The sequence below is a fragment of the Haloarcula sp. H-GB5 genome (genome assembly GCF_054850705.1).
The window spans coordinates 1-12,198 of record NZ_JBTWBG010000016.1; the positions used below are offsets into that span (position 1 = coordinate 1).

Annotated in this window: 17 protein-coding genes and 1 pseudogene; 4 read left to right on the plus strand and 14 right to left on the minus strand. The window is 59.3% G+C overall.

Features of this window, described 5'->3' with window-relative positions; all coding sequences use genetic code 11:
* Positions 1-1,942 (plus strand): type IV secretory system conjugative DNA transfer family protein (locus ACYJ11_RS21140; RefSeq protein ID WP_461649359.1); only part of this gene is annotated, 1,942 nt, incomplete at its 5' end.
* Positions 1,943-2,752: 810 nt separating this feature from the next.
* Here ACYJ11_RS21140 and ACYJ11_RS21145 read toward each other — a convergent pair.
* On the minus strand, positions 2,753-2,938 hold the full coding sequence (locus ACYJ11_RS21145; RefSeq protein WP_461649360.1) for a hypothetical protein: 186 nt from the start codon (positions 2,936-2,938) through the stop codon (positions 2,753-2,755).
* 115 nt (positions 2,939-3,053) lie between these two features.
* Between ACYJ11_RS21145 and ACYJ11_RS21150 the strand changes: the two genes are divergently transcribed.
* On the plus strand, positions 3,054-3,419 hold the full coding sequence (locus ACYJ11_RS21150; RefSeq protein WP_461649361.1) for a hypothetical protein: 366 nt from the start codon (positions 3,054-3,056) through the stop codon (positions 3,417-3,419).
* Positions 3,420-3,430: 11 nt separating this feature from the next.
* Here the strand turns inward: ACYJ11_RS21150 and ACYJ11_RS21155 are convergent, their stop codons facing one another.
* The 10 genes from ACYJ11_RS21155 to ACYJ11_RS21200 all read right to left on the minus strand — a co-directional run bounded on the left by ACYJ11_RS21155 (position 3,431) and on the right by ACYJ11_RS21200 (position 8,690).
* On the minus strand, positions 3,431-3,580 hold the full coding sequence (locus tag ACYJ11_RS21155; RefSeq protein ID WP_461649362.1) for a hypothetical protein: 150 nt from the start codon (positions 3,578-3,580) through the stop codon (positions 3,431-3,433).
* Between the two features lie 158 nt (positions 3,581-3,738).
* Positions 3,739-3,927 carry a hypothetical protein gene (locus ACYJ11_RS21160; RefSeq protein WP_461649363.1) on the minus strand — a complete coding sequence of 63 codons (189 nt, stop codon included), beginning with the start codon at positions 3,925-3,927 and terminating at the stop codon, positions 3,739-3,741.
* Between the two features lie 202 nt (positions 3,928-4,129).
* The gene (locus tag ACYJ11_RS21165; protein WP_461649364.1) at positions 4,130-5,269 is read right to left on the minus strand and encodes an SOSS complex subunit B family protein; all 1,140 of its coding nucleotides are present in this window, start codon (positions 5,267-5,269) and stop codon (positions 4,130-4,132) included.
* A 1,240-nt stretch (positions 5,270-6,509) separates the two neighbouring features.
* The gene (locus ACYJ11_RS21170) at positions 6,510-6,662 is read right to left on the minus strand and encodes a hypothetical protein (protein ID WP_155120731.1); all 153 of its coding nucleotides are present in this window, start codon (positions 6,660-6,662) and stop codon (positions 6,510-6,512) included.
* 68 nt (positions 6,663-6,730) lie between these two features.
* Positions 6,731-7,219: a hypothetical protein gene (locus ACYJ11_RS21175; protein WP_461649365.1), complete on the minus strand. Its 489-nt coding sequence runs from the start codon at positions 7,217-7,219 to the stop codon at positions 6,731-6,733.
* Positions 7,220-7,346: 127 nt separating this feature from the next.
* Complete coding sequence (locus ACYJ11_RS21180) at positions 7,347-7,712, minus strand: hypothetical protein (protein ID WP_049942741.1); 366 nt, start codon at positions 7,710-7,712, stop codon at positions 7,347-7,349.
* Positions 7,713-7,850 (minus strand): hypothetical protein, encoded by a 138-nt coding sequence (locus tag ACYJ11_RS21185; protein WP_461649366.1) that lies wholly within the window; start codon positions 7,848-7,850, stop codon positions 7,713-7,715.
* 70 nt (positions 7,851-7,920) lie between these two features.
* On the minus strand, positions 7,921-8,076 hold the full coding sequence (locus ACYJ11_RS21190; protein WP_461649367.1) for a hypothetical protein: 156 nt from the start codon (positions 8,074-8,076) through the stop codon (positions 7,921-7,923).
* A gap of 23 nt (positions 8,077-8,099) precedes the next feature.
* On the minus strand, positions 8,100-8,360 hold the full coding sequence (locus ACYJ11_RS21195) for a hypothetical protein (RefSeq protein WP_461649368.1): 261 nt from the start codon (positions 8,358-8,360) through the stop codon (positions 8,100-8,102).
* Positions 8,361-8,444: 84 nt separating this feature from the next.
* Positions 8,445-8,690, minus strand: a complete 246-nt coding sequence (locus tag ACYJ11_RS21200) for a transcription termination/antitermination protein NusG (RefSeq protein ID WP_064287819.1) — start codon at positions 8,688-8,690, stop codon at positions 8,445-8,447.
* Positions 8,691-9,166: 476 nt separating this feature from the next.
* On the opposite strand from ACYJ11_RS21200, the gene ACYJ11_RS21205 reads away from it, so the two are divergent.
* Positions 9,167-9,532 carry a zinc-ribbon domain-containing protein gene (locus ACYJ11_RS21205; RefSeq protein WP_461649369.1) on the plus strand — a complete coding sequence of 122 codons (366 nt, stop codon included), beginning with the start codon at positions 9,167-9,169 and terminating at the stop codon, positions 9,530-9,532.
* A gap of 357 nt (positions 9,533-9,889) precedes the next feature.
* On the opposite strand, the gene ACYJ11_RS21210 is transcribed toward ACYJ11_RS21205, so the two are convergent.
* On the minus strand, positions 9,890-10,246 hold the full coding sequence (locus ACYJ11_RS21210; RefSeq protein ID WP_442905048.1) for a hypothetical protein: 357 nt from the start codon (positions 10,244-10,246) through the stop codon (positions 9,890-9,892).
* A gap of 270 nt (positions 10,247-10,516) precedes the next feature.
* Between ACYJ11_RS21210 and ACYJ11_RS21215 the strand changes: the two genes are divergently transcribed.
* Positions 10,517-10,777 (plus strand): hypothetical protein, encoded by a 261-nt coding sequence (locus ACYJ11_RS21215; RefSeq protein ID WP_461649370.1) that lies wholly within the window; start codon positions 10,517-10,519, stop codon positions 10,775-10,777.
* Positions 10,778-10,796: 19 nt separating this feature from the next.
* On the opposite strand, the gene ACYJ11_RS21220 is transcribed toward ACYJ11_RS21215, so the two are convergent.
* Both ACYJ11_RS21220 and ACYJ11_RS21225 read right to left on the minus strand, forming a co-directional pair.
* Positions 10,797-11,816 carry a hypothetical protein gene (locus tag ACYJ11_RS21220; RefSeq protein ID WP_461649371.1) on the minus strand — a complete coding sequence of 340 codons (1,020 nt, stop codon included), beginning with the start codon at positions 11,814-11,816 and terminating at the stop codon, positions 10,797-10,799.
* Positions 11,817-11,879: 63 nt separating this feature from the next.
* Positions 11,880-12,198 (minus strand): annotated as a pseudogene (locus tag ACYJ11_RS21225) (hypothetical protein); the annotation flags it as partial.

A 12,198-nucleotide genomic window follows, 5' to 3' on the forward strand; every position in this document is an offset into this window, starting at 1 on the left:
CATCTCGGTCGGAACACTATTCGCTGACTTCACCGTGCCCGGGCTATCGCTGCCGATGGTCTCGTACTCGACCACCGTAATCCTGTATGCCATCTCAATCGGTATCGTGTTCTCCGGGGAACTGCTCCGCCGAACGTCGCCGGAAATGCTCGCGATGAACCAGTGGGACCACGACGACGGAGAGTCCGTTGTCCCGCTCGAAGAGGTCTCTCACGAACACGAAGAGGCTGAGATGCCGTTCACGCTCGATCAGGATGTCTCCACAGCCGTCGTAGGGGAAACCGGGAGCGGGAAGACGTCGATGATGAAGCTGCTGGCCTACCAGTTCCCATACTACAGTAACACGGCAGTCATCGCTCACGATACCGGCGAAGACTTCCAAGCATTCTATGAGGAACTAGGCTTTGAGGTTCAGCGCATCCGCCACGAAGATAGCGACGTAGTCTGGAATCTGTTCAAGGACGCCGATTCAGAGTCAGACTTCCGCGAGGTCGCCGGCGCGATCTTCGGCGAAGCCGACGGCCACGACCCATTCCATCGGCCTGCAAAACAGACTTTCGCGGAGATGCTGATGTACCTGCATCTCAGCGCGAAAAAGAACAGTCGCCGTCACGCGCTCTGTCACGCCGATATCGTCTCACTACTCAACGAGGGCCACATCGCGCTCAAGAAGGCACTGGACGAGTTCGACCGGCTGGATTCGGGTCATATCGACCCTGACAAGGGCAAAGGCGCACAGAACGTCTACCAGACGATCAAGGAGAACGTCGATCCTGTCTTCACCGGTGACTTCCGAGACTACGGGGAGTTCTCCCTGCAAGAGTGCATCGAGAACCCGGAAGGGCGAGTCCTCATCATCGACTCGAACCCGACGGAACTGGAAACGCTCGGGCCGATGTACCAACTGCTCGTAGACTGGTCGATCCGCTACGCGATGAATTCTTCAAACCCGACGGTCCATATCCTCGACGAGATTGACGCGCTGCCGGCACTTACTCAAGTAACGAACCTGACGGCCCGAGGCCGAAAGCACAAGGCTCGGGCACTAGTCGGCGTGCAAACAATCGGCCAGCTCAAAGACACGTACAGTACGATCTCTGGGATTGTCGGCAACTGCCCGCAAGGCGTTTACTTCGGGCCGGGTGACAGCGAGTCGACGGACTTCATCCTCGACGAACTTGGCGAGAGCCGTCAGTACGACCGGTCGGAGATGGTGTCGATGAGTCATCAGGGGCGCGGCGAGAACCCACGAACGCAGGCTCGGGACACGTACAAAGAGAAGGACAAAACGCCGGTCACGTCTGGTCTGCTCCGAGACTTCCAGCCCGGTGAGTGCGTTGCCGTCTCACGAACGACGTGGGTCCACGGCCAGTCCTACGAACTGGCTGACGTTCGCGACAGCCTCCCGGCGCAGGGCGCGGAGTCGCCGGACAGTTCGGAACCGGAGCCCACTGAGGATGATACCGACATAGAGAGTGACAGCTGGTTCTCGTTCACTCGGGCGCGACTCGACGATGTACTCCGTGGGTCAGTTGGTGAGACTGACGGCGATGAGTCCAGAGAGAGTGGGGTAAATCGTGACCCCGAAGTCGAGCCAACCGCCGACGCGACAGACGGGTTGGACGTCGACGAGTCGGACGATCCACTCGACCAGACAACAGCAAACACTGCCGTCACGTCTCCGGACACAGACCACCCGAAATTATCAGATGAAGAAGGTGAGTATGACGGTGGCGATCACGACCAGCAGTCCGACGACAACACTGGGGGACTCTTCTCTGAGTCGGACCCAGACTCCAGCATAGGTGGGACGGAATCTGCCGAGCAGGAAGGCGGTGAATCACCTACTGAATCAGATGCAGAGGGAGACTCAAACGAGACTGAGGGGCGGGATGAAACTGAGTCAAGAGAGGAGGAGCGCGACGTATCTGAGTTCATGTAACCCGCCGTTGTGAACTCGTTCCCCTGTATAGAATATCTAATACTTTTGTGCTGTTCTGCGACTGTAATTCTCTCTACGCCGCTGGTAAGAGTGGATTGCAAGAACGCCTATCTCCCATTCTATCAAATTTCGACACTTACCTTTATTGCTACCATTATATCGTTGAAATCGCAAGACGGCGGCGGTTTTCACCCGGTTTGAATCACCGTCAGTGAATCACCACCCCCGACTGACACAAACCCAAATCGCAAGACGGCGTGGGTATAATTCACCGGTTACCCCCGATTAGTTACACTCTTTATCTTGTCCCCCAGTGATTCAGTCGTGAGGCAGGCGCTGGAAACAGCGATGCATAAGAAATAGAATATAATCGCCGGTGACGAGTGACGGAACTCAGATAGAGTAAAACCCGCCCATTCAGCCCCCGGCCATAACTATTGGAGAACAGACATATCTCACCCCACACCCCAGAGTCCGATTGGGACTACACATGGCGAGCCAGCCCCACCGAGCATCATACGATTACGCTGTGCCACACACGTCGCCGGCCACCGACGTCCAGGGCCACGCCGATCACGACCACACTCGAGTTGAGCCAGCGCTGGCAGACCCACGCTTGACCCTCGCTCGCTTCGGCCCTCGTGGCGCACAACCCGGCAGCCACTGGCCGGCGACCACACCACCTTGTCCGGAGCTTTGTATCCGATTCCCAACAAGTATAACGCGCCTTGTTTTCGTATCTTCTCAGTACCGTAATTTAGTGTGGCATTCAGCCGGGGACTGTCCGATTCCCGGCGGGGATCGCGCCCGCTACTGCAGGCACGATTGGACCGGCGTGAGGCGCGCGACCGCGCCGAGCGCAGCGCCCCGTCGTCCGAGTGAGCGAGAGTGAACGAGGACACGACAGACGAGCATCGCGAGTCTGTCAGTGGCGTCGCGCGCTGGGACGGTCCACCAGCCACCCAGCCCCAGTTGCGCCCCGGCCGGCAGACCCACGCTTGCGATACATCCGGAACTCCGTGGGACCAGTACCTCGACGTGTGCCAGCTGGAGCCACCCCGACCCAGAGCTTTTTGAGCGATGACGGTCAAGTCTGAATCGCACCGTTCTCATGTCACAGCCACACCTTTCTCCAGAGCAACAGCCATCCGACCAGCGTCAGATTCCGAGCATCGAAACGATCGGGCCGGTCGTCGACGAAGTGATCGACATCGCTCGGCGAGAACTCGATGCACCGCGGTCAGTCGAGATTGAGACGTGGGAAGATCGCGAGTTTGAGGTCCGCGTGAACCACTGGTATCCAGCCGGGTCGGAGAACCGATATGGATACGACGCGGTCATCCACTATCATAGTGATCGAGAAACGATTCGGGGAGTCCTGTTCGAAGAAGACACGAAAACAGATGAACGAGAGGCACTCGTGACGATGGACTGGGGACACGTTCCAGATCCACTTTCCGAAAAAAATGGGGAGTAGTCTGACCAGCGCTACTTCACTACCTCACGGTGACACTCTTCACACAACTGGTCGAAGGACTGGTCTCTGTCATCATCGTAGAACGACCCTGCACGGAACCGGGTCTCGTTCAGTTCCATGACGAACGTCTTCTTGCAGCGCGGACAGCGAATTTCGCCCATTTGAGATATCACCTCCCGGCGGCCCTGTCTGGCCGCCACCTGCCTGCGGCCACACAAAATCGAGGGGTGTCTATCCGGGATACCGGGCCCAGACACCGACTAACCAACAGCACCCCAGACTGCGCCGACTGTGTTGGTTAGGAGAAGTAGCCCTCCACTCACCGGCAAGAGCGGTTCCCGTCTCCCTCCCGGCGGCAGGCCGGGATCGCGCCCGCTACCGCAGGCACGATGGACCGCCGCGAGGCGCGCGATAGCGCCGAGCGGAGCGTTCCGTCGGCGTCGCGCGCTGTCGCGACCCACCAGCCACTCAGCCCCAGTTGCTCCCGGGCCGGCTGGCCCACGCTCACGCACACACCAGAACACCAGCCCGCTCACAGCCCCCACCAGACTGACCCACGTTGACGCGCTGGTGCGGTGGCGTGCCAGTCCGTGCGCGCGGTTGTCTCGCCGCCGCCCGCTGTGCCGGAGGCGGCGAGGCCGCGTGCGCGAGCACCGTCGCACCGCCCGAGGAAGCCCCCGCTCAGTGGGGGACGCCCTCGCTACCGGGCGTTAGTCTGCGGAGTGGACGAGACCCTGATGAGTGGCGGCCCCATGCTCAGTGTCGAACAGGTCCGAACACTCTGGACAGCGGGCCTTCCCGAGCGTCACGGCGACCGCGCGGTCAGTGTCCCGCTCGTTGGCCCACTGATGGGTGTCTGACTCGGCCTCCCACGACGCCACCGCCGGGCTATCGCCCGAGGAGCCGAACATACTACTCCCGTGTCCGGTAGGCGCGGGACCGTCGCCGCGCTCGATGACACACATGAGGGTGTCGCTCGTGACCGCCACCGTCTTGATACCGTTGTACTCGTCGGGCTTGCCCCCGGAAATCCGAACTCTGTCGCCTTCATGCAAGGTGCGCACCATCTCGCCGCCGTGCATGGACTTGCCCCAGACCGTGACCTTCGCGCTCGTGCCCTCGTCGTCTTCGATATAGAGGACCTGATACTGATTGCGGGCGTCTGGCTCCTCAATGATGTGCGTGACTTCGCCTTCAACCGTACACCCGTAGCCGTAGGGACTCACCTCGTCGATAGGCGTGGGTACTTGCAGGTCGTTCTGGGCCTCGTCCAAGACGGTGAAGGAAGCCTCATACAGGCTGTTACAGTCGCCCATCTGCCCGGACACAAGGGCTGCAAGTCGGCGGCTTGCCGCCGCCTGCGATAGACTGGTCTTGTCTGCCAGCGTCGCGGCCTGCTGGTTGACTCGTGCCAGCGTATCGCGGTCCATCCATTGCCGAGGGTCAGCCGGTGAGCGGAACCCGTCAGCCCGTTCGGTTTCGGCGTCGGTGAGCTGGCGAGCCGAGGCTTCGCGGTCGGCACCGTCGACGTGAGCGCGTGCGACCTCGGAGTGTCGGGCTTGCTCGGCTTCGCGTCCGTGGCGTTCTTCCTGCTGTTCTAGCGTTTCGCCAAAGCGCCGGTCCGGGCCAACCTCGGTCGAGCGCGTCCAGTCGTATGCCTCCTCCTGCCGGGCGTAGAAGTTGCCACGGCTATCGCTCCCCCGATTCATCCTGAAATCGAGTTCGTCGCCGTTTTCCGTCTCTGCGACCGCCTCTAGAAGCTGTTCGGGGCCACCCTCGACGTGGGCCGAAAGGGAAACCGTCTGGTTGCTTGCCGATGCTTTCTTACCGCTGGAATTGCTAGCGTACATTGTCTTTCTCCAACCGACGGAAAGACACTTGTCGGGTGCTCTAACACCCGATTTCTGCGGCGTGAAACTGCCCTGCCAGCGCCGCGTGCGTCGTGTCTTTCCGTACGTAAAGGCATGGGTGCAGGCTACTTAAAGATAACGGACCATTTGGATTGTTTCAAGTGCAATATTCGGGTGTCTGAGTGGTTTCTAAGCGGCGTCTTGTGTTTCAAGTTTCGAGGGAGAATAGTATATAAAGACCGTAGGTGGTTGACACCCCGGCAGGCGGTCCCATCGTGTGCGGGTGCGGTGAGCCAGCATCCCGCGCGGCCAAGCGAGTGCCGGATGGGTGAAAGCCCGGCAGCGCAACGCCAGTGAGCAGCCCGGAACACAGGGCACGCAGTGCCCGTCCTCGTTCCGGCGAGGGAGCGCCGGCCGCGAGGGTTCTTCAGCCGGATCGCGCGCGACTCCGACGCGTGCGTTCGATTCTGCTGTGCTGTGCCGTAGCAGTCGGGTGGGACTGAAAGGGGCACGCCGCTGGCGTTTGTTGTAGTCGGGTCAGCGACCCCTATCCGAACGTAGTGAGGATATGTCGCTGAGCGACCGCCAGCGGCGTGGGGCTTTCAAGGTGTGCTGGTCCGACACCGAGTTCGCCGTCGTGATGTTGTTTGGAGTAGTCCCGTCGAAGCCAGTGGTCCCCCCGAGGTTAGTCGTGCCGCCGACGTCAGGGCAACGAGTCTCGCCACCAGTGGTCCCACGAGTCCCGTCATCCGAACCGTCGGCTCCCTTGACACCGTCACGAGTGCCACACGACTCGACTCTAGGCCCAGCAGTGCCAGAATCCCCTGCCCGTCACACACGAGACGAATCCCACCTGCACCCTCTCTGTCCGCCTTCGGTCCACGTACCGGCTCCGGCAAGAGCGAGCGTGCCGCCCAGCGGCGGCTGCCCGGCGAGCAGGCGTCACACCAGCCAGCCACCCGTGTCTGCCGGCCGTCAGTCCTACGCTGACACACGCTCGTCTCTCGCGCTCTCAGCCCGCCTGCCAGCCCCACGCTGCTATCCACCAGTCATACCTCTGCTTCGCCCGGCCGTCTGCTCCACGCTGCTATCCATCAGGCATCCGTCTGCTTCGCCCGGCCGTCTGCCCCACGCTGCAAGGGACCGACTGCCAGCGCGAGTGCAGTCGTGTCCCTCTCGTCTCCAACCGCGCGCGATTAACGTGCGCGTCGTCACTACTCGGAAACGCAGACCAGCGATTCTACATGACTTGCTGGTGGCCCTCCGCGCAGGTGACGACAGGCTCGGTGCGCGGGTCACGAGCCCGTGGGTCTGCCTCGACGTCGACAGTCTCGGTCTTGACAATATCTGCGTCGCAATCCTCGTTCGGGCATGAATCAGGAGTCTCCGACATTCGTGTTCCTCACCCGCCAGGGACACACAAAATCGGGTTCGACGAAAACTGACTGCCGCAGCTCTCCCTCAGAAGTGAACGTCGGCGGGGACGATCCAGAGGTTATCACTCTCGTCCAGAAGCCGGTCAAGCTGCGTCCGATCGCGAATCCCGCATCCGTGTTCCCCGTACAGTGCAATCTCTGGACCCTTGGCGGCTCCGACTCTCTGGAACGCACATCGAGCGAGGTCTTTGTCGCGCATGATCTCCTCGTCTGAAAGCTCGTCGAGGGCGTCTTTGACCGTCTGGAGATTACGCTCGAACGCTGACTTCGTTGTCTCCCAGCCATCCCCAAGGAGTTCTTGGCCGGCCTCGGAGTCGACCGGAGCCGCGGTCGGACGCTCGCCCCACCGGGATTTGCCTGCGACGGTGGAACTCTCGTCGAACGTGACGTAGTAGTCGAACACTGCGTTTGAGTGCCTGTCGACGCCGACTAGGGTGTCGAAAACGCCTTTGCCAGCGGCGAGTGCTGCGTCTGCTGTCGATGCCTCAACGAGCGCGTAGATGAGCATATGCATTGGTAGATCGTGACCTGCCGGCGCTCCACGCACTGCAGTCAGTGTGACGCCGGCACCCTCGTCGGCGCACACAAAAGTACGCTACACGAGGTCCGTCTGACATCGAGCCCGCTCTAGAAGCTGGCGTCTACAGGAGACGAGCGAGGGACTGCTTGAGACGGCCCTTCACGCCGGATGATGCAACGACTTCAATCTCGACGACGCAAGAACACAGTAGCAACAGCTCGCCACACGCGGGGCACTCCTCGTAGTCGCACAACCGATGATGTATCTCGCCGTGCTCGACGCCACACGCAGGACACGACTGGTCGCGCCACCGTTCGGGGTCGACGGTAACGGCCCGTTCGTCGCTCTGGAGGACTTGTAGCTTGTACGTGAGATACTGGCTGCCCTCGCCCCACGGGATCGGGTCGGAAGCCACCCCATTGACGTAGTAGCGTTTGTCGACACACGCCGACGCTGACCGTGGCCGGCGGCAGTCGGGACAACACATCTACCTCTCACCCCGTGGACGCCCCGCAAAAACCTCGCCACTCGTCTGTGCCTGGCGGTGCTGGGCACGAATGTCCGGTCGGTCGTCGGCTTCGGTGTCTGGAGACTGTTCGTCGACGGACTGCTGTTCGGTGCTCATGTTCGGGAAACCCCTCACCCTCTCGGGGGACACAAAATTGCTTCCAGTACGAGTACGCACTCGATGGGACTCAGGCCTCAGCGACGTCCCAGACAGAGAGATGGCCGCTCGAACAGACGCCGGCGTGACGCCCGACAGCCATGCAGGGCCCGTACTCTCCGTCGACAGACGCGATGCGCTCGGCGTCGAAGATCGGCGCGTCGCACTCGTCGGTTCTGCAGGTCATATACTGGGACGAGTCACTGGACATCACGCATCGCCCGCCATCGCTTGGTGACGGAGCTCGCTTTCGTCTGGTAAATCCCAGCCGTGGTACTCGCGAGCGATGTGGCGTGCTCGCTTGACGTTGACCACGACGCCGGCTGCTGGTGACTGATGCGCCTCAACGCGCTCTTTCAGATATGAAGGATGGGTGCGTGTGTACGTGCCAAAGCCGAGGCTGTCTGGCCCGCTCTGAGTCATGACGACGTAGCCCTTCAACTTGGTCTGGATCGCGTGTTTTTTCGACATAGCTGGTAGTCAAGACGCTCTCTCTGGAACGCCTCTCGCCCGGTAGAGGCTCACAAAATACGGGCGAGTTCCCTTGCTGTCAGACTAGGATTGCTCTATTGTCTCGACCCACTCGGGAGCGCAATCGTGTGTGCCGCCGTAGATCGAGCGGTCGGGATACTGGTCGTCGTCAGCCTCGACAGAGACGATCACGTTGCCGCCGGAACGCGAAATTTCTGTAACGGTTCCGACGACTGCATCGAGTGGGCCGTCTCCGTCGGTCCAGTCGGTTCGGACGTGGTCGCCGCGGTCGAAGTCATACTCCTCGAAGGAAGGCGCTGTGGTACTCATGATCTCCTCCGGCCCAAAGGGAGACACAAAATGGCTCGTACCCCAGCCAGAGCGCTGATGCTTTTCGCCGAGAGAAGAAGAACTGATGCCCGAATTGCGGGTCCGGAAACCCGATGGCTGGACGACCGTCACGTTTCCCGATGAAGTTGCGACGATCTCGGTTGTCGGTGGGAAGGTCGACGGCCAGCTGTGCCTGACTCTCACCGCCGAACGGGAGGATGGTCCCCGTCTCGTCGAACTCGGTATTCTTGATATCGCCCCCCGAGAGACCGGTCCCGCCATCCGTGGGACAGCGTCCTCTGGAGCAATCGTTCCGTCACTGCATGGTCGGGTGGATCAAACCTGTCGTCCCTGTGGACTGTCACCCGTCCTCCGTGGGCGTCGCCGTGACGACAAAAGGGTCAGCCTTCAAAAGAGTTCATGATAGACTATTGTAAGACCACAAACTATTACGTCAGATAAGTCATATGTGAGTTATGACGAGTCTCATAGTCTATGCAGTAGTTGGATTAACAATCCAGTCTATATTAGCGGTGTTTGTTGCTGGAGATGCCTCCGATAGAGGGCTTAGCGGTAGGTTTTGGGGAGCAATTACGTTTATCTCTGGGATTCCGGGGATTGTGATCTATCTCTTGTTGCGTCCCGATAGAAGCCCTGATATCATCTATGTCTGTCAAGAGTGCCGCACAAAAAACCCCGAAGAAAATAATTTTTGCTCGGAGTGTGGGACTGAACTGAAGGCGGAACAATCGAAAGACGAAGAACAGTCAGATGATGTAACTGAAAAGAAAGAAAGCATGAGCATCACTGAAGCTGTCAAATCTGGTTTCGGAATGTGGTGAAGACATAAACGAACCGTTTCGGTTAGGTCATATGCGGGGTCTCTATCAGGCTTCGGAACTAGGATTATCCGTCGCTCCGCTTGTGGGTATGCGCTCTCAAGCTCGCTCGGCCACCCACGTAAGGAGGTTCCACTTCTATGAAGATAGCCTTCAGCGCGGTGCGTATTGTGTACTCACTTCGCGACTGTAGACTCAGCCATTGATGTATCAGCCGACTTCGTCAACAACGAATGTTCTTCGAGTGTCACGGTTCCCGGTGAGAGGTGTCGGTGACTCATGCATTCAGGAAACGTAGTGCTCAGCACCTTCCTATACCTTGGAATTCGAGGCCACCCGTACGTCGTCCGAGGCAATGTTTCAGGCGCTTTTGAATTCCGCAAGTGAGTGATTCTGACTATCAGTATTCCACTTACCGATCTGGATCAATTCAAACCCATCGACAGAAGTCGCAAGTGCGTCAGCGACTTGTGTCCGAACCGCAGTAGAAAGGCTCTCTACAGGGATCGCAGTGAGCGTGTGCTGAGTGAGGGCGTAACTGGTGGCAAGGCTTGTTGGAGCAACGACCACGACGTCCGACCCATCAGCGTTGTCGAGTGCAATTTGTGCATCTCGGTGCTGGAGCACTATCGCGTCCAATTCATCGACAGGAAAGAGACAGTCAGCTGCACCATACTCAATACTCGCCCCCGCTGACTCGAAATGTCCACTGAGCATATACAGTTCATAAGATATGCTCCAGAGACATTAATTTTGGGGTAGATGAGCACCCCAGTCTGTCGCAGATGCACTGATACATTCCGTTGAGTTAACTTATCCAGCATAATGGAGATCAGGGGATGACCACTCCCTACTGAAGATACACTCCCATACCCTATCAACAAAGATTCTGTCGTACTCATGCTCTCCTCTGGCTCCGAGAGAGACACAAAATATCTCGTATGCCAGCCAGAGTGCTGATGGGTTTCGCTGAGAGAAGAAGAACTGATGACTGAGTTGCGGGTCCGGAAACCCGATGGCTGGACGACCGTCACGTTTCCCGAGGAAGTCGGTATAATCTCAGCTGCTGGTGGGAAGGTCTACGGCCAGCTGTGCCTGACCCTCACCGCCGAACGGGAGGATGGTCCCCGTCTCGTCGAACCCGGTATTCTCGACGTCGACGAAAATGATGAGCACTTGCTGGAGAATACAGTGCCCCGGACCGAAGACGGGACGAGTGTCGTTTTAGATCGACTACTGCCGGATTGACTGCGATTTCAACTGAGGACTACCGCTCCCACGGGAAGAAGCCATTCCGCTCGCGATAGGCACTGATCTGGTCCTGAAATTCTTGTTCCTGGAAGTCTGGCTCGTCGCCGTGGATATCCTCCGGTGAGACGCCGTCGGGAAGATGCTCGTAGTCCGTGACGTCCGCCGTGTCATCCTCTTGGTCGAGCTCGTGTCGGTGCTGCCCACACTCCCTGCAGGTCCAGATCAGCCGGTCAAGATGTGAGTGGCACTCGAAGCCATCGAGTCCGTGCGATTCGTGTCCCGTCACGGCGCCACACTGGCGACAGTGGAACCCGATTCCAATTATCTCCGGTTCGGCTCTTGCCTGATGGCGCTGCACGACACCGGGAATGAGCCAGTACGTCCCATCAGCCTCTCGGAACTCATCCGTGAGCTGCTGGAACTCCGAGCGGTCGGTGACTGGCGACCCGTCCTCGAGATAGATCCGTGGCTGGACGTCGTCCCCATCCCCGTCCCAGTTGGTCTGTTCGTCGGCTGTTTCTAGAAGCGCCTGTCCGGGTTCCTCGTCGATCGTGGCTTCGGTTGGCAGGTCGGGCCAGCCCTTCGTGAGAGTGGCGGCTGGCTCGGTTCCAAATGCTGCTCGACACTTCACGGTTCCATGGGAGGTGTCTTCGCCGCTCGCGATGCCATCAGACACGGAGAAGGCCGCAGCGCCGAGGGCTCGTGCATGGAAGTCAGTGTTCGCTTCGACAAGTGCCAGAATAACCCGCCCGAACGTCCACTCTCCAAGTGGGCTGCTATCCTGATCGTCGAACGAAGTCTCGGAGACGCCGGTTTGAGCACAGAACGGACACTGGCGTTCATCCTGTGGAATGTCCTGTCCGCAGGTTCTACAGGTGCGAGCATCATCCTCTGTACGGTCGGGATACTTAGTGGATTCGAGGACTCGTTCCCGTCCGTTCCCTCTCGTTTCAGGGTCGGAACTCGCGGCACCGAGGATATCCGCGGGATCGTACTCAGGATTTCGGTCAGTCACACGCTTGGTTGCGTTCGTCATCGTATTTAAACTCCAGCCCCGAGGGAAGCACAAACCGACAGAGACCAAGACAGGACGAGTTGGCTACTCGCCGTCCGTGCTGTCCGTCACTTCTGCGATGAACGTGTCCGTGGCCCTGTCCAGATCGTACTGGTTGATGAGTTCGAGGGCAGCCAGCGCTGCGCCTGTGTCTACGAGGCCTGCGTCGAGCAACCGTTTGAGACGAAGAGTGCCTTTGTGGGCACGGTCGGAATCTGAACCGCGCATCTGGGAAAATTCCATGAAGAGTCGTCGCCAAGCAGTCGCCGAGCCGGTCACCGTGAGATTCCAGTCCGGGGCTTCATACCTAGAGGACGACTGCCGGCGGTAGTGGCCTTCAAGTCTGTCAAGCAGGTCGTCGATA

Excerpts from the sequence above, each read along its gene's own strand:
- ACYJ11_RS21175 (WP_461649365.1), bottom strand. The coding sequence starts at position 7,219 with ATGCATATGCTCATCTACGCGCTCGTTGAGGCATCGACAGCAGACGCA.
- ACYJ11_RS21165 (WP_461649364.1), bottom strand. The coding sequence starts at position 5,269 with ATGTACGCTAGCAATTCCAGCGGTAAGAAAGCATCGGCAAGCAACCAG.
- ACYJ11_RS21190 (WP_461649367.1), bottom strand. The coding sequence starts at position 8,076 with ATGACCTGCAGAACCGACGAGTGCGACGCGCCGATCTTCGACGCCGAG.
- ACYJ11_RS21195 (WP_461649368.1), bottom strand. The coding sequence starts at position 8,360 with ATGTCGAAAAAACACGCGATCCAGACCAAGTTGAAGGGCTACGTCGTC.
- ACYJ11_RS21205 (WP_461649369.1), top strand. The coding sequence starts at position 9,167 with ATGACGAGTCTCATAGTCTATGCAGTAGTTGGATTAACAATCCAGTCT.
- ACYJ11_RS21155 (WP_461649362.1), bottom strand. The coding sequence starts at position 3,580 with ATGGGCGAAATTCGCTGTCCGCGCTGCAAGAAGACGTTCGTCATGGAA.
- ACYJ11_RS21170 (WP_155120731.1), bottom strand. The coding sequence starts at position 6,662 with ATGTCGGAGACTCCTGATTCATGCCCGAACGAGGATTGCGACGCAGAT.
- ACYJ11_RS21220 (WP_461649371.1), bottom strand. The coding sequence starts at position 11,816 with ATGACGAACGCAACCAAGCGTGTGACTGACCGAAATCCTGAGTACGAT.
- ACYJ11_RS21185 (WP_461649366.1), bottom strand. The coding sequence starts at position 7,850 with ATGAGCACCGAACAGCAGTCCGTCGACGAACAGTCTCCAGACACCGAA.
- ACYJ11_RS21215 (WP_461649370.1), top strand. The coding sequence starts at position 10,517 with ATGACTGAGTTGCGGGTCCGGAAACCCGATGGCTGGACGACCGTCACG.
- ACYJ11_RS21200 (WP_064287819.1), bottom strand. The coding sequence starts at position 8,690 with ATGAGTACCACAGCGCCTTCCTTCGAGGAGTATGACTTCGACCGCGGC.
- ACYJ11_RS21180 (WP_049942741.1), bottom strand. The coding sequence starts at position 7,712 with ATGTGTTGTCCCGACTGCCGCCGGCCACGGTCAGCGTCGGCGTGTGTC.
- ACYJ11_RS21150 (WP_461649361.1), top strand. The coding sequence starts at position 3,054 with ATGTCACAGCCACACCTTTCTCCAGAGCAACAGCCATCCGACCAGCGT.
- ACYJ11_RS21210 (WP_442905048.1), bottom strand. The coding sequence starts at position 10,246 with ATGCTCAGTGGACATTTCGAGTCAGCGGGGGCGAGTATTGAGTATGGT.